The 22,994-nt window shown below is 44.8% G+C and carries 16 protein-coding genes and 5 pseudogenes; 16 read left to right on the top strand and 5 right to left on the bottom strand.

What is annotated here, in order from left to right; genetic code table 11:
• Positions 1 to 227 precede the first annotated feature (227 nt).
• The 6 genes from D0A34_04535 to D0A34_04510 all read left to right on the top strand — a co-directional run bounded on the left by D0A34_04535 (position 228) and on the right by D0A34_04510 (position 5,380).
• Entirely contained in the window at positions 228 to 1,484 is a 1,257-nt protein-coding gene (locus D0A34_04535) for a hypothetical protein (protein ID UNU18228.1), read from the top strand.
• 268 nt (positions 1,485 to 1,752) lie between these two features.
• Positions 1,753 to 2,457 (top strand): PspA/IM30 family protein, encoded by a 705-nt coding sequence (locus tag D0A34_04530; protein ID UNU18227.1) that lies wholly within the window; start codon positions 1,753 to 1,755, stop codon positions 2,455 to 2,457.
• Positions 2,458 to 2,758: 301 nt separating this feature from the next.
• Positions 2,759 to 3,544 (top strand): PspA/IM30 family protein, encoded by a 786-nt coding sequence (locus D0A34_04525; GenBank protein ID UNU18226.1) that lies wholly within the window; start codon positions 2,759 to 2,761, stop codon positions 3,542 to 3,544.
• A gap of 257 nt (positions 3,545 to 3,801) precedes the next feature.
• Positions 3,802 to 4,212, top strand: a complete 411-nt coding sequence (locus D0A34_04520; protein UNU18225.1) for a hypothetical protein — start codon at positions 3,802 to 3,804, stop codon at positions 4,210 to 4,212.
• 362 nt (positions 4,213 to 4,574) lie between these two features.
• Entirely contained in the window at positions 4,575 to 4,961 is a 387-nt protein-coding gene (locus D0A34_04515) for a hypothetical protein (protein ID UNU18224.1), read from the top strand.
• 191 nt (positions 4,962 to 5,152) lie between these two features.
• The gene (locus D0A34_04510) at positions 5,153 to 5,380 is read left to right on the top strand and encodes a hypothetical protein (protein UNU18223.1); all 228 of its coding nucleotides are present in this window, start codon (positions 5,153 to 5,155) and stop codon (positions 5,378 to 5,380) included.
• Between the two features lie 332 nt (positions 5,381 to 5,712).
• Here D0A34_04510 and D0A34_04505 read toward each other — a convergent pair whose 3' ends face one another.
• Positions 5,713 to 7,737: a HAMP domain-containing protein gene (locus D0A34_04505; GenBank protein UNU22168.1), complete on the bottom strand. Its 2,025-nt coding sequence runs from the start codon at positions 7,735 to 7,737 to the stop codon at positions 5,713 to 5,715.
• Between the two features lie 368 nt (positions 7,738 to 8,105).
• Between D0A34_04505 and D0A34_04500 the strand changes: the two are divergent.
• The 4 genes and pseudogenes from D0A34_04500 to D0A34_04485 all read left to right on the top strand — a co-directional run bounded on the left by D0A34_04500 (position 8,106) and on the right by D0A34_04485 (position 10,841).
• Positions 8,106 to 9,222: pseudogene (locus D0A34_04500) on the top strand (IS4 family transposase).
• A gap of 45 nt (positions 9,223 to 9,267) precedes the next feature.
• Positions 9,268 to 9,703 (top strand): annotated as a pseudogene (locus D0A34_04495) (two pore domain potassium channel family protein).
• Positions 9,704 to 10,206: 503 nt separating this feature from the next.
• Entirely contained in the window at positions 10,207 to 10,479 is a 273-nt protein-coding gene (locus D0A34_04490; GenBank protein ID UNU18222.1) for a hypothetical protein, read from the top strand.
• Positions 10,479 to 10,841: pseudogene (locus D0A34_04485) on the top strand (SDR family oxidoreductase). The gene D0A34_04490 and the pseudogene D0A34_04485 overlap by 1 nt, the downstream one beginning before the upstream one ends.
• A gap of 345 nt (positions 10,842 to 11,186) precedes the next feature.
• On the opposite strand, the gene D0A34_04480 reads toward D0A34_04485, so the two are convergent.
• Together D0A34_04480 and D0A34_04475 are read right to left on the bottom strand one after the other, a co-directional pair.
• Positions 11,187 to 12,482: a chloride channel protein gene (locus D0A34_04480; protein ID UNU18221.1), complete on the bottom strand. Its 1,296-nt coding sequence runs from the start codon at positions 12,480 to 12,482 to the stop codon at positions 11,187 to 11,189.
• Positions 12,483 to 12,630: 148 nt separating this feature from the next.
• Positions 12,631 to 14,256 (bottom strand): sodium:proton antiporter, encoded by a 1,626-nt coding sequence (locus D0A34_04475; GenBank protein UNU18220.1) that lies wholly within the window; start codon positions 14,254 to 14,256, stop codon positions 12,631 to 12,633.
• 233 nt (positions 14,257 to 14,489) lie between these two features.
• Here D0A34_04475 and D0A34_04470 point away from each other — a divergent pair.
• The 4 genes and pseudogenes from D0A34_04470 (at position 14,490) to D0A34_04455 (ending at position 17,734) form a co-directional block, all read left to right on the top strand.
• Positions 14,490 to 14,852: pseudogene (locus D0A34_04470) on the top strand (glutathione S-transferase family protein).
• Positions 14,853 to 15,292: 440 nt separating this feature from the next.
• Entirely contained in the window at positions 15,293 to 16,390 is a 1,098-nt protein-coding gene (locus D0A34_04465; protein UNU18219.1) for a sensor histidine kinase, read from the top strand.
• Between the two features lie 143 nt (positions 16,391 to 16,533).
• The gene (locus D0A34_04460; GenBank protein UNU18218.1) at positions 16,534 to 16,926 is read left to right on the top strand and encodes a hypothetical protein; all 393 of its coding nucleotides are present in this window, start codon (positions 16,534 to 16,536) and stop codon (positions 16,924 to 16,926) included.
• Positions 16,927 to 17,206: 280 nt separating this feature from the next.
• Entirely contained in the window at positions 17,207 to 17,734 is a 528-nt protein-coding gene (locus tag D0A34_04455) for a caspase family protein (protein ID UNU18217.1), read from the top strand.
• Here D0A34_04455 and D0A34_04450 read toward each other — a convergent pair.
• Positions 17,660 to 18,507 (bottom strand): annotated as a pseudogene (locus D0A34_04450) (IS630 family transposase). The gene D0A34_04455 and the pseudogene D0A34_04450 overlap by 75 nt on opposite strands.
• A 95-nt stretch (positions 18,508 to 18,602) precedes the next feature.
• Between D0A34_04450 and D0A34_04445 the strand changes: the two are divergent.
• A complete protein-coding gene (locus D0A34_04445) occupies positions 18,603 to 19,187 on the top strand; it encodes a hypothetical protein (protein ID UNU18216.1) in 585 nt (194 codons plus the stop codon).
• Positions 19,168 to 22,338, top strand: a complete 3,171-nt coding sequence (locus D0A34_04440) for a tetratricopeptide repeat protein (GenBank protein UNU18215.1) — start codon at positions 19,168 to 19,170, stop codon at positions 22,336 to 22,338. The genes D0A34_04445 and D0A34_04440 overlap by 20 nt, the downstream gene beginning before the upstream one ends.
• Positions 22,339 to 22,355: 17 nt before the next feature.
• Here D0A34_04440 and D0A34_04435 read toward each other — a convergent pair whose 3' ends face one another.
• A complete protein-coding gene (locus D0A34_04435; GenBank protein ID UNU18214.1) occupies positions 22,356 to 22,955 on the bottom strand; it encodes a glutathione S-transferase family protein in 600 nt (199 codons plus the stop codon).
• Positions 22,956 to 22,994: the final 39 nt, after the last annotated feature.

The following is a 22,994-nucleotide window of genomic DNA, read 5'->3' as shown; positions in this document are numbered from 1 at the left end:
GGTAGCTCAGGATACAAAAAGCTGCTGAGAGTTTCGGTAAGCTGCCCCCGGGACATACCAACAATTAAGTCTTAAAATGAAAATGAAAAGATAACCGCAGGCGATCGGGCCCCTGTTGCATAGACGCCAAAAGTAGCTAATCATAAAATAGGCAAGTTTTCAAGCTTCTTGTTTATCTCTACAATCAAAACATTAAAATTAATTCAGAGGCGGTAGGAGTTTTGCTAATGAGTAAGCGTTCTTCGGTGGAATCCCCAAATCATCAATCCTCTTCAACCCCAATCAAGCCTGCTTTGCAAGCAGTCCTGGGGAGTCTAGATGTAAACCTAGAAGCAGAATTGACAACATACAGAAGGCACAGGAGGCGCGCCGAACAGTGGGTGTCGCCCTCAGTTCGTACCGGCAAGCAAACAGCCACAACCGAGCAACAGCTAGCCCAAAATTTGGCGCCGGAGACTGCGGAGGAAACCCAGCAGCCGCTATCGCTGCCCCTATCCCTTGCCGGCACTCAGGGCGATGCCCCGCTAGCAACTACCAGGGGTGGCACAAAATTATCTAACAGTGCCTTGGCACCCAACAAGTATCTCGAATCAAGCGAAAAACTGATCGAAAGTTTGGACGAGTCCAAAGCTGAGCCTACGGTAGAACGCAGTTTAGCCGCCAGTTTGTTAACTCCCTTGGGACTGAGTTCGATGCTGCTGTTTTTGCTGTCATGCACAGCTTTGGGCTACGCAGTCATGTACCCGTCAAATCTGGTTAAGATGGCAGGCCTGAGCCGTTTCCTCGATCGCACCTCACCCTCTTCAAGCGACAGTCCCGCCTCTACTTCCATCTCAGATACCAGCACCAAGGAACTGCCGAAAGCTCCAAATCTGGTATCCAAGGAATTTGTGGAGCTAGATTTGAGCACTCTCAGCAATGTTAAGCCGACAGTCAGCCCGATTCCTTCCCCGTCACCAAAAGCATCAATCCCGCCAACCCCACCAGCGCCTCCGGGCCCCAGCGGGGTTGTGCCGATTCCTACAGAAGACGGCAACCCCCCCAGAGGCAGGGAACAAGGACTCAACAATCTGAGTACGGCTTTGCTTCCCACTCCCAGCCCTAGCGCTGCCCAGCCTGTGCCGGCACTGCCAACACTGCCTCCAACACCATCCCCAGCCCAGCCTGCCGCCACATCCCCGGCGACAACATCCCCAGCCGCAGCATCCCCGGCGACAGCATCCCCAGCCGCAGCATCCCCAGCCGCAGCATCTCCCCTGGGAAGGCCTGCACGTGCGGCAGACGGTTTCTATTACGTTGTCACCGATTACACCGACGAAAAATCGCTGCAGCGAGCCAGAACAGCAGTTCCGGATGCCTACGTGCGGAACTTCTCAAAGGGTGTCAAGATCCAAATGGGTGCTTTGAACGATGCTGCCTCAGCAGAACGTTTGGTCAAAGAACTCCAAGAAAAAGGGGTGAAGCCACAATACTATCAACCATAAATTAGGCAAAGACAATTAAACTAATGATCGGGGAGTAGGTTGGGCGGAGGCACGAACCCTCCGTTTCGCTTCACCCAACATTTGCTCAGTTTTGATGGGTAATGCTCGCGCCCTACCCATCTTAAAAATAATCATGACGACCTAACTTAGAGTGAATTAAAATTTCAAAATTAAAAATTAAAAAGACGATTGAGGAGTTTTCATTTTTAGTTTGTAATTCTGATTTCTCTGTCTTAATTCTAAAGTTGAAAATCGGGAGACTGGCAAAATGGGATTATTCGATCGCCTATGGCGAGTGATTCGAGCCAATATTAACAGTTTGGTCGGGGCTGCCGAAGACCCAGAAAAAATTCTGGAACAGGCTGTAATGGATATGCAGGAAGATTTAGTGCAGCTCAGACAAGCTGTGGCAGGGGCGATTGCAGCTCAAAAACGCACTGAACGCCAGTGCTCCCAAGCTGAGTCTACAGCAGCAGAATGGCATCAGCGGGCGCAGCTAGCTTTGCAAAAAGGCGAGGAAAATTTGGCGCGGGAAGCTCTGACACGCAAGAAATCTTATCAAGAAACGGCAACGGCGATGAAAGCCAGTCTGGATCAGCAATCGGCTGTTGTGACTAAACTAAAAGAAAATATGCGGGCGCTCGAAAGTAAAATTTCCGAGGCAAAATCTAAAAAAGATATGTACATTGCCCGAGCTCGATCGGCCGCATCGTCGGAAAGGCTTCAAGAAATGATGGGCAATCTCAGTACGGGCAGCGCTTTGAGCGCGTTTGAACGGATGGAAGAGAAAGTCATGCAGCTAGAAGCTCGCTCCGAAGCAATCGCAGAACTCGGAACTAATGATTTAGAAAAGAAGTTTCTCTCTCTCGAAGGTGCCGACGATGTGGATACCGAGTTGGCGGCGATGAAAGCACAAATGCTTCCGGGCAAGAATACACCCAAATTGCCGTCGAGCGAGCCGCCCGCATCCTGAACCCCAGGCAAGAGAACAAGAGTCGGGACGAGCAAAAACTTCTCAACAGCCTAGCTAGAGATGGCTCGAAGCCTGTGGGGGAATTCCCGGATCGAAGTTAAACTCAATAGATAGGTGCATGAATAAGCTTGCCTGCATCACATTACTCGATCGCTTTAAACTGGATTTATCTGTCTGCAAAAATTGCCAAAAACTAAATCGCACTAAAAATCTGACAAGAGTGAATTTCACAACTGCGGGCTAGGGCTATCAAGCCTGCTTTCCGCCTACTTCGTACACCTCACCCAGGAAAAATAGCATTATGGGATTATTTGACCGCATTAGCCGAGTCGTCAAAGCCAATCTTAACGATCTGGTCAACAAAGCTGAAGACCCGGAAAAGATTTTAGAACAGTCCGTTACGGATATGCAGGAAGACTTGGTGCAGTTGCGTCAGGCCGTTGCCAGCGCGATCGCTACTCAAAAGCGCACCCAGACTCAGTACAATCAAGCTGAATCTCAGTCTAACCAGTGGCAGCAGCGCGCTCAGCTAGCCCTGCAAAAAGGAGACGAGACTTTGGCCCGGGAAGCGCTGGTTCGCAAAAAGTCTCACGCTGAAACGGCCGCTACGCTGAAAGCAAGTCTGGATCAGCAATCGGCTCAGGTGGAAAGTCTCAAGCGCAACTTGATCGGTTTGGAGAGCAAAATTTCCGAAGCTAAGACCAAGAAGGATATGCTCAAAGCGAGGATATCCGCTGCTAAGGCTCAGGAACAGCTCAACAATACCATTGGCACATTGAATACTGGCAGTTCAATGGCAGCTTTCGATCGCATGGAAGAAAAAGTTTTGCAGATTGAAGCTCGCGCGGGAGCTTCGGCAGAATTGGCCGCCGGGGGCAGCAATTTAGAGGAACAGTTCCGCTTGCTCGAAAGCGGCGGTGATGTTGACGACGAATTGGCTCAGATGAAAGCTCAACTGACCGGGGGCTCTGTGTCTCAAGGTCAATTGCCGGCAGCGGGTAAAACGGCAGCAGCTAGTAGCTCGGAGTCGAGTCCGGTGATTGACGCTGAGTTGGAAGAATTGCGATCGCAGCTCAATAAAATGTAGTAATCTCTATCAAAATTTACCTATTTCTCAGATCGCAGGTTTCATAGAATGCTTCGCCGACCTACAGGGCTAGCTTGGGAGGTCGGAGTTTTTTTCAGTAATTTTCAAAAACACAAAATAGAGATTCTGTCAACTATCTTTATATTGATTTAAGGAATTAAGCCTTTAAAAAGTGATAAAGTAATTTTATTCCTTGCAATTGCGCCGGCCACGCCTGAGCGTAAATGTAAATAACTATCAAATATCGCTAATCTGTCATGCCCGTGCAATTTTCTAGAGGCTTTTGTAAAATCAAGTTTTTCAAGGCATTAGCACTTGGTTTTTCAATTGCAGCTATTTGCCCCGCACTGCTATCGGCTCTAAGTGTTAGCGAGTCGATGGTTGGTACCGACTCAGGGGTGCAAGCGCCAATTTTGCATGATAATTTACCCTCTCAATTAAAACTAAATCAAGAAACAGCAGACGATCGCGATCGGCTTCGTGATTTATACTCGGGTTCAGAATTAGATAGAGGCAGTAAAGAGCAAGAAAATAGCATCCCGGAGCTCGATCAATCGACCCAAAGTGAGGCAGCAGAAACTCTCCCTCAATTGCCGAACCGAGGAGAAAACAGACAAGAATTTCCCCTTCCCAACCCGCGGCCGCCAAATCCGGCTCCCCTCCCATAACCCGCGCCGCCAGCACCCTTGCTTTCATGCAAACAACTTTTGCCGCCTGCTGTTCTCCCATTGGCACAGCCAGCAGAATTGCTAAGATTCCGGGTACGATAAAAGTCGATCGATGGGGGAAGTAGTTGGCAGTTGATTTACCGCGAGCCGATCGTGCAAAATCCGAGAAGAGAAATCGCGATCACGCTGTCGCCGGGAGCAGATAATCGGCGTAGAACTCGGGTTGCGGCGCTGAGGCTGTTTCAGGATTTTACTCAGAGGGGAGAGAGAGATGTCCTGGTGGGGCGATCGCATTTCTGTCTCGGAATGGCAGCATTTGGCGCTACCGTGAGCAGGAACGACGCTGACCGTTAATTTTTGAGGTGGCGGGGTTGCAGTACGTGCGGTTGTTGGCTCCTGAGACGCTGCTGCGGGTGCGATCCGATGTGGCATTGGCTCGGGCCGAGCTTTTGCCGATCGAACAATTCGGTATAGGAGGCTCAGACACATTGCGGGGCTACCGTCAGGATGCTTTGCTGGCTGATAGCGGGATTTTTGATTCAGTTGAATTGCGGTATCCGATGCAAGCGCACCGACGACAAAAAAGGAGTTTTGCAGGTGACGCCGTTTGTGGATTTTGGCAATGTTTGGAATCCCAGGGAAAGCGCGGTTTTGGAAGCGAATACTTTGCTGTCAGCGGGATTGCGGGTGCGGTGACTGTACGGCTAAAGGTGGAATGCTCGCGGAGGCTGGGGAATTCCTTTGATTGATATTAAGTCTACCAACAGGTAGTTTACAAGAGCGCGGGCTATATTTTTCTGTATAATTCAAACCTTTTTAGGAAAGCAGTCGTTTTGCCCTTGGCGGAACTGAGCACTTCCGCTATATAGTAATAAGTATCATTTGGCACTCGTCTGTAGATGCCAAGAGTGCATTTTACTGATAATCTTTAAATTAAACTATGTCTAAGGTGCGGTTGCTGCTTTTAAGTTCTTTTGCTTCCGGTTTTGGGCTTTGCTCAATCATTTTGGCGATGTTTACGATGACTTCAAGGTTGTCGCTTACGTCTTTTTTTACCTTTGTTTTAACTTTGGTTTTTTTTGGAATTAATCTAATTTTTGCTTTGCATTATTATACATCAATTACTAAGCAATTGAGTGTTAAAGGTAAAAGAAAAGCGAGAATTTAGCGGTTGTGAAGCAGAAGCGGAAAAAGGCATGGAGAGTTTTTTATGGAATTTGAATGGAATCCAGGAAAATGCCTGTGGGTTAGGAGAACTATCTAGCTGTAAGCCATAATTATTTAAAGTCTAATTATTTATGAGGTGCGATGGGGAAAAACTCTAGACATCTCCGAAAACAATCAAAGCCTCTGTGTACTTAAGCTCTAGGTCGTAAATGTAATCATTCTAAATTAGCTCGTATGTACGATAAAACCAGACTTTTAGATATTTATTGTTGATAATTAGACCAAAATATTGAGAGATATATTGAGTTAAAATAACCCTGAGTTAACGTTATTTTAACAGTTATTCACCTCTCCAGTGCTAGTGGCTAATATTCCTTCCCGCCGACCCAAAAGCCAATAGGTCATCATTTCTCCTCTTCCCTTGACCTCGATCGTACCCCTTGGCTCTAGTAAGTATTTATTCTGTAATTTGAGATAAGTCGCATCGGTGACTTGAATGTATCCCGGTTTGCCGTGCGATTCCATCCTTGAGGCGATATTCACCGCATCACCCCAGAGGTCATAGATAAATTTCTTAATCCCAATTACTCCCGCAATTACAGGACCCGTATTAATCCCGATCCGAATTTGTAGAGATTCCCCAAAAATATTCTTCACGTTTTCCATATAGGCTTGCATATCCAACGCCATGTTGGCGATCGCTTCGCAATGATCCGGTCGAGAAGCGGGTAAACCACCAACTACCATGTAGGCATCCCCAATGGTTTTAATTTTCTCTAAGCCATACTTTTCAGTGAGTTGATCGAAGGCAGAGAAAATTTGGTTCAAACCTGCTACCAATTGCAACGGCTCTATCCGTGCCGAGATACTGGTAAAACCTACGATATCCGCAAACAAAATCGTGGCTTCTTCAAAATGTTCAGCAGGGGATTCATTAGTCCGCAGGAGGCGATCGGCAATTTCTGCAGGTAAGATATTCAAAAGTAATTGTTCAGACTTTTCTTTTTCCTGGCGCAGTTCTCCAGTTCTTTGCTCCACTCTAGCTTCCAACTCTTCATTTGCCAAATGGAGGGCATCTAGAGAATCCTTCAGTTGGTTGGTCATGCCGTTAAAAACGTTGGCTAATTTGCCAAGTTCAATGATGGAACTAACCTCCACTTGTTGGTTGAGATTGCCCGCAGCGATCGCTTCCGAAGCAGTGGTGATCCGCTCCACAGGACGGATAATCCGGCGAGCGGTCAGGATACCCAACAAAATTGCCATAATCAAAGTGGCTAAACAGAGCAGGATTGTAGTCTGAGTATTGGCATTAATCTGATTCATAAAGTCTGCTTCTGGAATAGTCACCACCACCAACCAGTCAATACCTTTACTATCTCGAAAAGGATCGACTTGGACGAAATAATTTTTACCATCGACGGTAAACTTCAGTTGATGAGATGCTTGGATATTTTGAAAATCATGAAACTGCTCTAGCAAAGCTTGACTTGCTTTTTGGGTGATGGCATTGCTACTATTGACCACCTTGAGTCGTTCAACTCGTTGCTCTGGCAGTTCGACAACCTTTTCTGGGTAATTTTTAAAGGGCTTTTCCTCTGTAGAGGTGGCAATCATTTCTCCCGAACGTTCCAGAATAAAACTTTGCCCAGTTTTACCGATTTTGAGTTTGCTTAAAAAATCCCCAAACATTACCAGATTTAAGCTTGTCATCCACACTCCTTGGAGATCTCCAGCCTTGGTATATATGGGTTTGCCAGCCGCAATGTATAGGAATTCACCTGTAATGTGGGGATACACTGTTCCCCAAACAGCTTGCTTTTTCTGGACTGGAATTTTATAGTAGGGGCGTTTGCGGGGGTCCCAGTTAGGTTTCCCGGCGTTGGTAATTTCCCGGCGTTCCCCCTCTGGACTGGTAGTATAGGTAGTCAAACTGTGGTTATTTTCTACCTCCGAAGCACGGATGACGAGCGCGCCATCCTCCTGCCGCTCCGCACCAAAAAACTGCTGATTGGCGTTAACAAAAACTGTGGCAGCAACATGGGGAAAGGCTGGGAGTTGTTTCCATAGAAACTTCTCTACATCTCTCCCATTATTAATATCGATGCGGTTTTGGCTCAGAGTTGCATCATAGCTTTCAAAGGTTTGAAAGGGAATAGCAACCAGATAAGTTAGATTTTCCTGGATGCGATCGCTAATATCATTCCGCAACTGAGTAGCTACATCATTTACTGCTTTTTGACCGTTTCTATAGGAAAGATAACCAACAACAGCCACTGCTCCAACTGTTTGGACAACAAATGGAACAATTAGCATTATTTGTAGCGAAATTTTTGTGAAAAGTCTAGGTGATAAGGGCATCCTTGATTTACCAAGCATAGTGACTTCTCCCGACATTGATACCTAGCATAAGTTAATAGGAATTTAATTTGCATGCGCCTACACCCTACACCTCATACCCGACAACCCTTTCGACAATTTCCACATGCTATTTATTGCTCTTGGGTCACTCTGATGGGAGTATAATAGCCGAAAACGACCCAAACTCAGTTGCTGTCTATAGATGAAGCCCGCCCATCTCTACCCACCATCAATTTTATTGATGAATATTGTGCCTCCTGGGGGGGTGACAAACCGCCGGAAACCTATAGTTAGTAAGGATTGAGTTAACTTGTGGTAAAAAAAGATAGGCAGCAGAATTGTTAAAGGCTTGCTTATCCAAAAAAATAATGATACGAAGATTCTACCAGACTCATTTACAAAAATACCTGACGCCATCTCAGTTTTTGGTGATAACAACCTTGCTATCCTTGATGAAATCTGAAAAACAAGTGAGATTAGAACGGCTCTCCCGAGTATTTCCCTGTCTAATTACAGCCGAAAGTCGGCGACGTAAATTACAAAAATTTTTAGATTTGCCGAACTTAACGATCGAATTAATTTGGTTCCCATTAATTACTGAACTGATTGGTTGACCACTTATTGCGGTGTTGGTCAAAGCTTATCAAGATCAATCGAGCGCAGTCAATGGGTGTATTAATCTCTTCATGGTTAGTTAGCTTAATCGGGAAGCGAAGAGCAATTCCATTATACTGGTCATTGTTGCCAAATTTGGGCAGCAGCAACTTCGAGGAACAAACTACAAATATACGGCAAGTTTTACCATTATTTTCAGAAGATAAAGTCATCGTTTTAGGAAACCGGGAATTTTGCGAGTTCGACTTAGGAAAGTGGCTGAAGGAAAAGGGTGTGTCTTTTGGTTTAATTAAGACTCAAGAGGAATCATTGTATCGAAATAGAACATTTAGTTTGGCAACGGTTAGATGGATTAGGAATCATGCTGTGGAACCTCTTGATATTTTCAAGGTAAAAGAGTGAGAAAAACTCAGTCGGCCACTGGATTTAATGTTGCTTGTAAGTGGAAAAGAAACTCTGGGACATGGTAGGTAGATGAAGCGTGGTTTATTCTCACAGGTTTAGGGTTCTTGCCAGTAGCGATCGATGCTTACAAGCAACGGATGGGCATTGAAGAAATGTTTCGAGATTGTCAAACAGGAGGCTACGATATGGAAAGAACTAGCTTAAAAGCAAACCGATTGATTAACATAATTCTGCTCGTGAAACTCGCCTACAGTTGGGCAATATTTGAAGGCATTGAACTTACGAAAAAGCAGGTAGGAAAATATGTATTCCGGCGTCAATAACCTAAAAAAAGATATCGAAGACGGAGTGCATTTGGTGTTGGCGCCAGAGGGAGAAAAGTGGGTTAATTATCTCGAACAATATTCTGATGAGGTGGAACAGTTAATCAAGTTAACTCGAAATAAACGCCACTTTTATCAATAAGCTATGCGGGCTGCAACCCTGATTCGGTCTATCTCCTAAGCCTCTTTGTCACCCCCCCAGGGGTTTTCAACTTCTATTCTCCATCCTGTCGCACAGAATCCATTCTGGCTCCTGAATTCTGAATTCTTCTGTAAACTGATAGCGCTCGTCACCCTAATTGGAGTGCCTAGAAGTTAGGCGTTTGAGTGCGAATTTCCTAATGGTAGTGCTGGCATTAATGACTATGGCACTGCGCTGTGGTTGACGGGAATGTTGATGAGCACGATCGCCTCTGATTACTTTCCGAAAACAGCCCAAGGGCAGGTGCTTTGTTTTTTCCTTGCATTGTGTGCGATCGCGTATGTGGTTATTTGACAGCAACAGTGACCACATTTTTTGTGAGTCAGGATGCTGAGAGCGATGAGCAGAAATAGCAGCTACACAATCAATTCAAGCTGTGGAAACAGAAATTACTGCACTGCCAAGGTTCAAGCCTGCTTGACGAAAAGGTTTAGACCTGTGAATTGCTGACCTTGGATTTGAGCATAAAGTCGATCGCTCTCGATGCGATATTAGAGAAACAATGATGTCTGTCCAATTATAGATAACCTTTTAATCTAAACTATTCCAACCGAGAGATGATATTTAAAACTTTGAATTTTACTATAAAAATACCATCTAGCAACTCAAATAAAAAACCTTTAAAAGAATGGGTAAAACAAGCTGAATGAAGTCATGATAGGGAATCAAAAAAACTTTATCCAGGATAAATTTCCTATTTAAATGTTCAATAATATTGACAGTTTTTCTAGGCTCCCATGGCTAATTTCCTAGGAATTTGAGCCACTGTGGATAATTAAATCAATGTCATCTCCACTCCTGACTTGCATTTAATTCGAGTTTTTTATGATCCTTGCCCTCTAAAGCTTGTAGTATCGTTCCCCAAAAGGCCCGCAGTATTGAATGTTAGCCTGGTTCTATTTATTACATTGACACGAGAAACTCATGGAAAACACATTGTTCGATCGCACATTCCGGGACAGCGAAGGCCAAATTGTTATAGCTCAGATGCCCAATCTACCACTGAGTGTCGGGATTGTAGCTACTTTATTAACGCTCATTGTTACAACAGGTCAAATTAATTTAGGGTTGCAGATACTAGCCTTTGGCTCTTTGTTTACTTGGGCTTGGGAAGAATTATTCCAAGGCGTTAATTACTTTCGTAGAGCATTAGGTCTGATTGCACTTGTTGGTCTGATTGCGTGGAAACTTCAATAATTTCGAGTGTGCATGAAATCATTCCCCGCCCGATGTATATCAGCTATTCCATCAGCAAAGGCGGGATGGGAAATCTAACTAAAACCCTAGCGTTGGAATACGCAAACCGAGGCATCCGCGTCAATGCTATTGCGCCCGGTGCAACAATTACACCGATTAATGAAAGCTGGAGGGACAATCCAGAACAAAAGGCAGTGGTTGAAAGCCATATCCCAATGGGGCGGGCAGGCACATCGGAGGAAATGGCTGCAGCAACGGCTTTTCTTGCATCAGATGAAGCGGCTTACATTACGGGACAAACGCTCTATATTGATGGTGGATTGACCCTCTATGCTGACTTTCGCGAATCTTGGTCGGCCTAAATTAACTGGGAGAAACTATGGGGAGGAAATAGGCGATCGCTGCCATTTTACCTAAACAAGGATTTTTTTGGGCGATCGCTTTCTTTACTCACCGGACACTAGACTAAACCGCACTAAGGTGTCATGCAGATATGATTGAACGTGGCAGCTAGGAAGGCCTTGGGGACGAGTTAGACCGCAAAGATCTCAAGTAGGGGTATCTTGCTGCGTAACCATCAAATAATTCATTGGGGCGATGAACTTGACAGAGAAAAATTCTCGATCGCCCTGACGTGATTACGCTCCAAAAATTAATAGTTTCTGCTATTAATGTAACTCATGAAATTAATTAATTATTTTAACATCTTATTCTGATTTGGGAGGGATTTCCTGGGCGGATTTTTCCGACTTTTGCCCTTTTTTCGTGGGCATAAAATGGTATTTTCCAGCGCCAAGACGCTGTGAGCTATAGATGCCAGCATCACCTGAAAAAAGGTAGCTCATCACACAAGCGATCGCCACAAACACCCCTGATTCGGGTCCAAAAAGTTCAATTCCCATTAAAGTTGCAGCGATCGGTGTATTGGCAGCGCCGCCAAAGACTCCCACAAATCCCATTCCTGCCAATAAAGGTGCTGGTAATCCCAAGATTGATGACAAAGCATTGCCTAATGTTGCGCCAATAAAAAATAGAGGAGTAACTTCACCGCCCTTAAAACCAGCCCCTAGTGTCAACGCCGTTAAACCTATTTTTGCCGTAAAATCCCAAGGCGGTAACTTAGTATAAAACGCATCGACAATGATAGGAATACCAAGACCGATATACTTAGTTGAGCCGATCGCCCAAACAGTCAAGGCGACAATAACACCGCCGATTGCCGGGCGTAAAGGAGGGTAGGAAATCTGAGCTTTAAAGAAGTGGCTAATTTGATGAGTTAGTTTCGCAAAAATCCTCGCTACAATGCCGAAAATTATGCCAGCTATAATTCCATAAACTAGCCCCATTGGAGTTATCATTGGTACAAGCGGAGCGTGGCGGTATGCGGTGTGATGCAACCCCAGATTTAAGGTAATGCGATCGCCCACAACTGCTGCAACTAAACAGGGAAAAAGAGCATTATGGTTAATCGTACCAATCGCTAAAACCTCTAAACCAAAGATAGTTCCAGCTAAGGGAGTTCCAAAAACCGAAGCAAATCCTCCACTAATCCCCGCCATTAATAAAGTTCGGCGATCCCTGGGTTTAAAGTGGAATATTTTAGTCAACTGATCGGCAAGGGATGCCGCAATTTGTAGGGCTGTCCCTTCCCGACCTGCTGAACCTCCAAATAAATGGGTTAAACTTGTCCCTAACAGCACCATAGGAGCAATTCGTAAGGGAATAATGCTTTGGGGATGATGAATCTCTTCCAGTAAAAAATTATTTCCGGCTTCTACTTTTTTGCCATATTTATGATAAATCCAACCGCTGAAGAATCCACCTAGGGGTAGTAAGGCGATCGCCCATAAATGAGATTCTCGCCAATTGGTTGCCCATTCTAAAGATGCGAGGAGAGCGGCGGAACCAAGGCCGGAAAGCATACCAACGATACAAGAAATAATGAACCACTTGCTGAGTTGCAGAATGACTGTGAACTGCTCAAGTTGAGGGAGACTTTTCATAAGAAATGATTCTTTTGGAGAAATTTAGGCTCGTTGCGATCGAGCCAAAATCTGCGTTAATTACGGCCTTGTTTATGAACCGCAGAGGGCGCAGAGGACGCAGAGAGGGGAGAAGAGTATCAAGGGGAGATAAAACCCATATTTGGGATTACTTGTAACTAGATTCCACCAAGATGACAGGAATAGGACTGGTTTCTAAGACGGCTTGAGAAACCGAACCGACTAGCACTTCTTCCCAAGGTTGATGCCCTCGTTTTCCGATCGCAATATATGTCACTTGCCGAGCTTGCGCCACGCGGATAATCTCCTCTGGAACTGTACCAGAAAGACTCAGGAACTCATAGCGAATATCTGATAAGGTTCGTTGTGCTTGTTGTTGTAATTGTAAGTTGGTGCTTTTATCTCCCAGATTATCTACATACAAAACAATCACATCCCCATCACTGCGCCGAGCTAAGTCTGCGGTCTTAGTTAAAACATCTGTTGTTAGGGGGGAAGCGTCTACTGCTGTGAGAAAAACTGGACGACCGGAAATAGCTACTTTGGTCGGGTCAACTTCGCCTTTTTCTAATAGTTTGGGAGCAAAGGTAGGAATTGCCCAAGCACCCAAGGGAGCGGTTACTAAAATTGAGAGAGCTGCGATCGCCAAAATCGTCTCGCCACCAGCAATGCCCTGAGCTAGGGGAATCGCCCCTATCGCCGCCTGTACCGTTGCCTTAGCCGAATTTCCTGCTAGCAAAAACAGCCGTTCTTTCCCAGTCCAATTACTACCTAAAGTGGAAAGATACCAACCGAGCGATCGCCCAATCAGAGTCCCGATCGCCAACACCAACAGACCAACCAGCAAGGTATTTCCTAAGACATTAAGTTGAATACTGGCTCCCAGTAGCACAAACAAAATAATTTCCGCGATCGTCCACAAACTGTCAAAGCCGCCCCGCAATCTTCGTGCTAAAGGCGCATCCAACTCAATCAGGAAAAACCCCGCCGCCATGACAGCCAAATAGCCAGAGAAAACCGGAATATGTTCGGCTGATACTACCAGCCCTAGGGCAAAGCCAGCAGCGACTAGGGAGTCCTGAACCGCAGTCTGGGTCCAGTTTTGCTTGACTAATAGTGACACCAAAATTCGAGCAGTCACCCATCCCAACAGCACGCCCAAGGTAATTTGGATGAGGATTTGAAATGGCAGCAATTGCACAGGGCTGAGGGTTATTCCTCCCAGTAAGGTAATGGCTGTAGCTTTCCCTTGGGACAGAAATGCTAGCAGTAGGCTAAACACCAGCAACAGCAATACATCTGACAAGGCACTTCCAGTCAGAATCGCATCGGGAATTCCTTTTTTTACTCCCCAACCTAGACTTTTTAACCGCAGCATTCCGGGAACAATTACTGCTGGAGATTCCGCGCCAATGATGCAGCCTAGCAGTAGCCCCGTCAAAAAATCAAACTGAAGTAGCCACATCGCAGCGACAGCAATAGAGATGGCCTCGCAAGCCGCAGGCAGAAAGCCTAATCGCAGCGCCACAGTTCCCTGTTGGGATAGCTTTTCGCGATCGAGTCCTAACCCCGCCTTCATCAAAATCACCATCACGGCAATGGTGCGAAGGGAATTCGCAGCGCCCAAAACCTCTGGGCTAATGACATTGCCCAGTTGGGGGCCTAATAAAATGCCCACCAGCACCATACCTACGAGTGCTGGAGCTTTCAGCCGTCGAGCAATCTGCCCGACAAAAAAGCCCATTAATAAAATCCAGATAATACTTTCTAACATCACGCCACCTTGAAGCTGAATCGATGAAGGTGACTTGTAGGGGAAAGATCGATCGAGGCATCCGCACTATCCTACCCTTCCGCCACAAGTCGGAACAGTAGGAGCCATCAGCCTTTTAAACGTTATGAAGATTATTAATAACGAAGGGCGGTTTCGGCGAGCTCCATCGCCATCATTACTTTTATACCACTATTGAAGCTGATCTTCCATTTCCGTGCCCCTTCCCTAAAGCAGATCGCAAATTGAGCTTTTCCGATCCATTGTTCCAAGCTAGGATGCGTCAAATCTGGGCGATTATTTATAGCTATTTGTATGGCCCTGCCATTGGAACTATTGTGATTGAGCGACTGATTGTGCCGAGTCAGGGCGGCCAAACAGATGAGGCTACAGTCAAAAATGCGATCGCGCCTGCACAAAGTGCTATAGAGGCGATCGAGTCGCTAGCTGCGGGTAGCCCCTATCTGGTCGGCAGCGAAGCGAGCATTGCTAATTTCTACGTGATTCCCATCTTTATCTACATTTCCCAAACTCCAGATTTTGAAGTGATTACCCCTCAAACGCCGAAACTACGGACATGGTGGGAGAAGGTGAGTTAGTTGCCCCGACTCAAAAAAGTGTGTGTCTAAGTGCAATCAAAGTGGCAGCAGGAAACCAGAGGAATAGAACTCGAACAGATGTAATCTTTGGCATCTAAATGTTGACCTAATTTGGGGACTGAATTCTCTCCGAGAAGCGATGGTATCACCATTTGGATCGTCTTTATCTAGGATTTTGGCATCAAATTTATTGGTGAGTCAGAATGCCGAGAATGAGGAAGCAGAATTAGCGAGTGCAAAATCAATTCAAGCCCTGTCGGTAGAAATTACCGCAATGGGAACTGATATTCAAGCCTGTTTCACGAGGAGATTTAGACCTGTTACTTGCTAACCTGCTAAAGGCTGAGGCTGCCTCTATACTTGCAAGATTGCTTGCGTGGCCTTATAAATAAGGGAGAAAATCTTCTCTCAACAACCAGTCATCCAGAAAATCAGAAACGATGTCCAACCAAGCGTCTGACCGTCTTAAACAAAATTCTGAAAAAATTATGCGGATGTGGGAGAAGCGGGCGCGTGATGAAATCGGTGCATCAACGCATCAAACTTCTCTTGTCTTGCAAGATTCCCTACCTCTGTATTTAAACCAACTGGTAGATGAACTCTCAAACAGAATTGTTAGGACATCTGCCCGAATCACAGCCGACGAGGTAGAAAGTACGCGGATTGGCAGGCTGCATGGGCAGGAACGGGCGGGGTATGCTGACTACTCCATGACTCACCTAATTTTCGAGTATCACCTCCTCCGTCAAGTAATATTTCAAGTTTTAGAAGAAGAAGCACCTTTAGGAGTGCAGGATCGAGACATTATTATCGGCTCCATTGAGCAAGCCGTTAATGACGCTGCCACTCAATTCTCCGAAACGCTACGAGATATTCAAGAACTATTTATGGTGACGCTAACTCACGACCTCAGAAATCCCATCAATGTCGTAAAAATGGGAACTCAACTGACTCTGCGGCGGCTGGAACGAGGAGATACCCACATGGATGTGGCCGCGAGGATGCTGGGTGCGATCAATCGGCTGGATTCGATGATTCAAAATCTGCTTGATGCAAGTCGGCTGCGGGCAGGGCAGAGCTTAAAGATTGAACTTGAAGAATGCGATTTTGAGATGCTAGTCCAAGAGGTAGTAGAAGATTTGAGTTTCGCCTATGGACAGCGGTTTGTTGTGGTTTCTGACCCTGATATCAGGACTTTTTGCAGCCGTAAAGAAATACGGCGGGTGATTGAAAATTTAGCAATTAACGCTGTGAAATATGGTGCGCCTAGTACGCCGATTACACTAACGCTCCAGCAAACTGAAACGCAGATCAGCCTTACTATCCATAATGAAGGCGATCCGATCGCCCTAGACGCTCAATCCATCCTATTTCAACAATTTCGTCGAACCATTTCTGCCGAGGAGCAAACCGGCTGGGGATTAGGATTATTTTTAGCAAAGAGTATTACTGAAGCCCATAAAGGGACACTTGGGGTTGAAAGTGCAGAGGGCAAGGGGACAAGCTTTATTATCAACTTACCTAAGGTTCTTCTTTAGTTCGAGGCATTAAGACTAAGAATAAAAATAAGGTATAAAATAATGAATCCAAAGTCAACATTTCGGCGCTTACTCACAGAGCAGGTGCTTCACCCGACACACTCTAAACCGCAGGATTAAGCCGTCAAGACGCGAAACAAAGCTTGAGCGAGTACGGCGCCGCAAACAGCCTCAAGCAAAAACACAAATCGATCGCATTGATACTGTTGCTTAATCTGTTCAAGAGTCCGATTATCTTGATTCTAATTTTTGCGGCAGTGCGATCGATTTTTCTTCAAAAGACGGTAGATGCCATATTTTGGGACAGTCAGCCGGATTTATACCAAGCTTGTTTGTGCAACGCAAAGTGGCGCTTTGCCACTACCCTTGCCGCTGAAGCTGTTTATGGAAAAGGAGAGACTTTTTGGCAGTCTGACAACATTTTTACCATCTACGGAGAAGAAGAAACCCTGGTTTTTACTCCTAAATCTTGTCAATTAGTTCAGGGAAAAATAGGCGCCCTATCAAAGTATGAAAGCGGCGCGTTTTGCTGGTAAAATATACCGATACGGTGTTGAAATACTTTTAAATTTTTACGCCTTTATACGTAAATAATTCCAGTAATTTGTAAGGTTTTAAAATTGCCAATGCTGCCAGCAAGTCGAGCGAAACTGGGAAAAAGGTAGCGATAACCAGTAAGCTATGAAAGTAAGAGCTTACTCTATAATTTATTTGTGAGGTAGCTTGATTGTGTTTTTTAGTTTATTCTAAGTTTAGTAACTATATATTATTAACTCGGGTTGAGGGATTGTTATTTTTTGCTGGAGTTTTTTTTAGATGTCTGATCTATTTACCCACGGTTACGCGCTGTTGATTGGTGTTGGTAATACTGCTGACCCTGGCTATTCACTTCCAGAAACAGTCACGGATGCTGAAGCGCTCAAAGATGTGCTGACTGACGCAAATTTTTGCGCATATCCCAATACCCCCGATCATGTCCGGTTGTTAAAGAACCAGGGTGCGACTCGCAGTGCCATTTTGGAGGATCTGGACTGGTTAAAAGGATGTGCAGATGCAGACCCAGAGGCCACGATCGTCATTTACTATTCTGGGCATGGTGGGTTTCACGATGCCAGTAATGCTTACTACTTAGTCCAACATGATTTTAATGAGCAAGCCATTCTACAAACAGCCCTTTTAGCGGAAACATTGAATGAGAAGTTACGCAATATCAAGGCTAAACGTCTCTGGGTAATCATTGATATAGTTATTTCAAATAAAAATGAGACACTAAGTTGCACAATAAGCGCGAATAATCTCATCAAGAGATGTGGCAGAATGCGAATACATTATAGCTCTCTTTAATGCACTAAAATCATGCTCAATATCATTTAAGTCAGGAGAGTATTTTGGTAAAAAAAGTATCTGATGGCCTGCTTCCTCCACCAGCAGTCTAATTGCTGTCTTACGATGAATCGGTGCATTATCCATGATTAATATTGATGGTATTGTTAAAGATGGCAATAAATATAAAGCTAACCACCCTTCAAAACTTTCTGCATTCAAGCTCCCTGTAAAGACCATAGGTGCAATCAAGTCCTTGTTTCCTTTTCTTCTTCCTGCTACTAAATTTTCTCTCTTTCCGCGTTTTCCTTGTCTATCCCCATATACTTTTTTTCCTTTTTTTGACCACGCATAAACACAAGCATGAAACTCTTCAAACCCTGACTCATCAATAAATACAAGGCTTTTACTCCCATGAGCTTTAATTAAATTTCTCAGTGTTTGGTAGTATTGTATTCTTTCTTCTCTATTCCTTTCTCTATAACGATATTCTTTTTTTTTCTCGTAATTTTCATTTTCTTTAAGGCATAGCATATGGCACTCGCTCTCACCCCGAATTTCCTTGCTCTTTCTATTAATCTTGCTTCGGGATTTTCTTCTACATCTTTTCTGAGCGCTTCCCAGTCTATCTTTCGCTCACGGTGTTCTACCTTAGTGGCTCGAAGGTCTTCCCTCCCTAGCCATCTGTATATTGTTGCTCTTCCTACTTTAAACAGGGCGGCGGCTTTAGTTATACCCCCTCCATTTTCCACATAATCCACTACTCTTTTTCTTAAATCTAGACTGTATGCCATTTTTCGGCTCCGAGTTAACAATTTTTCTTGATTTTACATCATCTTGCATTTGTCTCAGATTTATTTGAAATGACTATAGTTGTTATGCGGAGGGGATGGCTACCGCTAAGAACGATCTGCCAGCAGACTTTTTGCGTACAGAATTCTCGAAAGGGGTGAATGATGCCCTGAAGCAGGGGGAAGGTCGGGCAGTGTTCACCTCATCACGAGGACATCAATCTTCTTACGTGCGTCCAGAGGGCCTCAGTCTCTATACGTATCATCTGATTGAGGCGCTCAAGGGAGCGGCAAATCAACCGGGCGATCGCCTCGTCACAATTTTCAACGTCATGACTCACTTGGGAAAAACGGTTCCAGAGAGTGCCCGTAACCTCTGTCACCGAGAACAAACCCCGTTTTGTAATGCAGCGACGGAGGATTTCCCAGTGGCACTGTTGCGCGGTGGCAAGGGACTGCCCAGCCAAACCCAGAGTCCAGAGTTGCCTAGGGTGATGACAAATCAAGAGGTGATGACCCCAGCCTTGGCGATGGCGAAGCGATCGCTGGCTTTTCTAGAAGAACAGGCTGCTGGCTATGGAAGGCTGCAAATGCCTGTTCATCTGCAGATTGACCTAGAGGAAAAACAGCGAGAGGTGGCAGAATTGGAAGCAAGATTGAGGGATGGGAAATCGAATGGATGATTGCGCTGCTTTGGAAGAAACACTGGCTATTGCCCAAACGGTGCTTGCAGATTTAGAGAAAAAGGCAGCAGGCTACACCAGCCTGACAAGGCCGTCAAATCTAAATATCGAACTGAAGGACAAACGCCAAGAAGTTGATAACCTGAAGGCACGATTAGAAGCGGCACAATTAGCAAAGAAAGAGACTCAGCAGTCGGCTCAGTCCGAGATGAATCGTCAATCTCCGATGCGATCGCGAGTGCCAGATAGCCATTACATTGAACGAGAGGAGGCGAAAAGGCTTTTAGAACGCTTTGCCTTAGCACTCAAGGAATCTGAGGGACAACCCTTGCTATTCAATATTTGCGGAACTGGCGGAGTTGGTAAAACAACGTTACTGGGGCGGTTAAAGGATGCCCATGCAGGCAAAGTTGATTTTCTGGAGATTTGTTTTACGAAAACGCCTGATATCGAAACTCCCCTAAAATTGATGCGAAAGGTACATGAGCAGGCTGTTGAGCGTTTTGGACGTGAAACGATCGCTGATTCATTTAAACAAAAGAAGCAGCAGTTTGAGTCAACTCTATACAAGTTGAGTCATCAGTCAATTGATGGTGAAACAATTAGCAGCGAAGAAGCAAGGAAGATTACAAGCTGGTTTGAACGCTTCATATGGCTAAACCTAATAGGTTTGACCTCCACCTCAAGTAAGCCGACATCTTTTAATGTTTCAGGGGTAGGTTTTTCTGCATTAGCGGCCATTGGAGAGGATGCAGACAGCTTGCAAGAATCGATCGAGCAGCGAGTGCGGAATCACCCTGCGACCAAAGACCAGCCTGAGCTACTGGCTCTTATGTTACAGCCAGTTTCCAAACTGACGCAGGCATTTGCTGAAAGTCTGATGCAAATTGCCCAAAGCAGAGGACGATCGCTGGTGCTGATTTTGGATACCTATGAAAAAGCACAGTCTTACCTGAATCAATGGCTATGGCAGTATTTGGTCGAAGATACTGCCTTGTCTTGTGCACCAGTAAGGCTCGTGGTTGTAGGGCGGCGATCGCTGGAAGCAGATGAGGGTTGGCGCAAGCTCAACCAGGATCGGAAGTTGCTTTTTGAGGTGCCACTTGAGAATTTTAGCATCAAGGATACACATGAATATCTCAAGCAAATTGGCATTGAAAATGGCGGTATACGCGCCAAAATCTACAAAGCAACACAGGGATTACCCTATTATCTAGATTGGGTACGGAAGCAACGAGAGCAAGGTAAAAAACCTGATTTTTCCCAAGGAAACCAAGCGATCGCTGAATTACTTTTGCAGGGGATAGAGCCCCGGAATCGGAAAGTTTTGTATGTGGTAGCTTGTTGTCTATGGTTCGATCGGGCGATGATTCGGTATTTGCTTGGAAGCGTTGAATTAGGCTTACAACAAGATGCCGATAATGCAGAGGGTTACTTTGAATGGTTGAAAGACTTAGATTTTGTTGAGTTTACCAAAGGGCACTACCGCTTAGATGATGTGGCGCGGGATGTCTTTCGGCAGTCCTATTTTCAGGAGGATCAAACTCTGTTTCGCAAAACTCATGCTTTACTAGCCAATTACTTCCAGCAACAAGCGGATAAACTTGTTACTCCTGAAATGTTTTTACCCGATCAGTATGAGGATGAGGATTGGCGAGAGCTGATGGCAGAGTTTCTCTATTACAATCTTTTTGGCAAGGGAAAGGAAGGACTCCAAAAATATATTGAACAGGTCTTTACCGCAGTGTATCTGAAAGAACCAGATGTATTTATGGCTCCCTTTGCTTTCATTTGTGCAGAGATAAGTGAAGAGAACCAGAATCTGCTTCCCAAAGCGACAGACAAATTTTTTAAAGATTCCGGAAGAGCTCTCAGCTTTGGCTGGAAATTTCTACATATACACCCAAAAAAATACAAGATTAAATTTAAAGGTGAGAATACTCCTTCAGAACAAGCAATTGAGGAATTTTCCAAACAAATTGAAGTATCTATTCAATCCCTGTTGGGCTATGTTGGTGATCTCAAGGATAGTCTAGGCAAGTGTGCAGGACTGATCTATAAGTCTTTACGTTGCAATACATTCAGAGAAATAACTGATTCACTGTTGCAAGGGAAAAGCCAGTGTGAAAAATTAACTCACTGCGATCCGAAACTGAAGCATACTCTTTTTTCAATGCTTGGTGACTTACTGGAAAGTGCAGAACGTTACAAGGATGCACTGGATTGCTATCAGAAAGCACTGGAGTTAGACCAAGGTAATGCATCCACTTTTGTTGGGCAGGGTGTTGCTCTAGGCAATCTAGAGCGATATGAGGAAGCGCTGGAAAGTTTTGAAAAAGCGATTGACCTCGATCCTGAATCTGTTGATGCTTGGGCAAATCGAGGGGCTGTACAAGGCAATCTAGAGAGATATGAGGAAGGGCTGGAAAGTTGTGAAAAAGCGCTACACCTCGATCCTAAATCTGTTTATGCTTGGGTAAATCGAGGGAATACACTCAATAATCTAGAGAGATATGAGGAAGCGCTCGAAAGTTATCAAAAAGCGCTAGACCTCGCTCCTAAATCTGTTGATGCTTGGGTAAAACGAGGGAATATGCTCAGAAAACTAGAGAGATATGAGGAAGCACTGGAAAGTTATCAAAAAGTGATTGACCTCGCTCCTAAATCTGTTGATGCTTGGGTAAATCAAGGGATTGCTCTCCTTGATTTAGAGCGATATGAGGAAGTCTTTACTGCTTGCGATCGAGCTTTTAAAATTGATTCTAAGAATCTTCAAGCACTGAACACTCAAGCACTAGCATTAAGTCTTCTCAAAAATTTTGAGAAAGCTATTACAGCCATTGATGAAGCAATTAGCTTAAACCCTCAAGAAGTGATACTCAGGGCTAATCGTGGCATTATTTTGGCAAGGGCTGGTCGATACACCGAAGCCCTTGCTGAGTGTGAACAAGCGATCGAGCAAAATCCTAAGCATGAGAGTGGCTATTACGGTAAAGCCTGCTGCTACGCACTACAAGGTGAGATAGAACAGGCTATCGATAATCTACAGAAAGCGATTGATATTGCACCTCGTTTTAGCCGAAACCAAGCAAAACACAACCCAGATTTTGACAGTATCCGAGATGATGAACGATTTCGAGCTTTGATGTAATTAGCCTCATTTTAATTTCATTGTGTAATTTTTATATATCGAGGTTGACTTTTTACGCGATCGATCCAAGTTTGAATTGCTGGAAATCTGGTTAAATCAAATCCACCTTCGTCAGCAACGTGAGTGTAAGCAAATAAACCTATGTCAGCAATTGTATAGCGATCGCCCGCAAAAAACTCATTTTCTGCTAAATGCTGTTCCATCACCCCCAAAGCAGCATAACCCGGTGCTTGTTTTTGTTGGAGTGCTTCCTGATATTCTTCAGCCTTCCCTGTCAAATACCAAAAACGAGAAGTAGCAATAAAAGGTTCGTGACTGTACTGTTCAAAAAATAACCACTGCATGACTTGAGCGCGTTCAAATTTATCGGTGGGGAAAAACTCAGTTTCTTCGCTCAAGTAAAACATAATTGCATTCGATTCAAACAGAAATTTACCCGGTGCGATTTCTAACACCGGAATGCGGCCATTGGGATTTTTGACCAAAAATTCAGGTGTGCGGCTTTTTCCTTGGAGAATATCAATTTCTGTGCGATCGAAGGGAATATTAAGTTGAGTTAAGAGCAAGCGAACTTTATAGCAATTGCCCGATGGGGAATACTCGTAAAGTTTAAACATGAGTCTTGAGAAGATTTTAGGATCTTAAATTATCTCATA

It is taken from the genome of Microcoleus vaginatus PCC 9802, assembly GCA_022701275.1.
GTDB lineage: Bacteria > Cyanobacteriota > Cyanobacteriia > Cyanobacteriales > Microcoleaceae > Microcoleus > Microcoleus vaginatus_A.
The sequence above is the reverse complement of the archived record's forward strand: the minus strand, read 5'-3'. Positions and strand labels throughout refer to the sequence as shown.

What these genes read in the sequence shown, in the direction of transcription:
- D0A34_04525 (UNU18226.1), top strand. Translation starts at nt 2,759, where the DNA reads ATGGGATTATTTGACCGCATTAGCCGAGTCGTCAAAGCCAATCTTAAC.
- D0A34_04465 (UNU18219.1), top strand. Translation starts at nt 15,293, where the DNA reads ATGTCCAACCAAGCGTCTGACCGTCTTAAACAAAATTCTGAAAAAATT.
- D0A34_04455 (UNU18217.1), top strand. Translation starts at nt 17,207, where the DNA reads ATGTCTGATCTATTTACCCACGGTTACGCGCTGTTGATTGGTGTTGGT.
- D0A34_04535 (UNU18228.1), top strand. Translation starts at nt 228, where the DNA reads ATGAGTAAGCGTTCTTCGGTGGAATCCCCAAATCATCAATCCTCTTCA.
- D0A34_04505 (UNU22168.1), bottom strand. Translation starts at nt 7,737, where the DNA reads ATGCCCTTATCACCTAGACTTTTCACAAAAATTTCGCTACAAATAATG.
- D0A34_04440 (UNU18215.1), top strand. Translation starts at nt 19,168, where the DNA reads ATGGGAAATCGAATGGATGATTGCGCTGCTTTGGAAGAAACACTGGCT.
- D0A34_04475 (UNU18220.1), bottom strand. Translation starts at nt 14,256, where the DNA reads ATGTTAGAAAGTATTATCTGGATTTTATTAATGGGCTTTTTTGTCGGG.
- D0A34_04510 (UNU18223.1), top strand. Translation starts at nt 5,153, where the DNA reads ATGTCTAAGGTGCGGTTGCTGCTTTTAAGTTCTTTTGCTTCCGGTTTT.
- D0A34_04530 (UNU18227.1), top strand. Translation starts at nt 1,753, where the DNA reads ATGGGATTATTCGATCGCCTATGGCGAGTGATTCGAGCCAATATTAAC.
- D0A34_04520 (UNU18225.1), top strand. Translation starts at nt 3,802, where the DNA reads ATGCCCGTGCAATTTTCTAGAGGCTTTTGTAAAATCAAGTTTTTCAAG.
- D0A34_04490 (UNU18222.1), top strand. Translation starts at nt 10,207, where the DNA reads ATGGAAAACACATTGTTCGATCGCACATTCCGGGACAGCGAAGGCCAA.
- D0A34_04435 (UNU18214.1), bottom strand. Translation starts at nt 22,955, where the DNA reads ATGTTTAAACTTTACGAGTATTCCCCATCGGGCAATTGCTATAAAGTT.
- D0A34_04480 (UNU18221.1), bottom strand. Translation starts at nt 12,482, where the DNA reads ATGAAAAGTCTCCCTCAACTTGAGCAGTTCACAGTCATTCTGCAACTC.
- D0A34_04445 (UNU18216.1), top strand. Translation starts at nt 18,603, where the DNA reads ATGGCTACCGCTAAGAACGATCTGCCAGCAGACTTTTTGCGTACAGAA.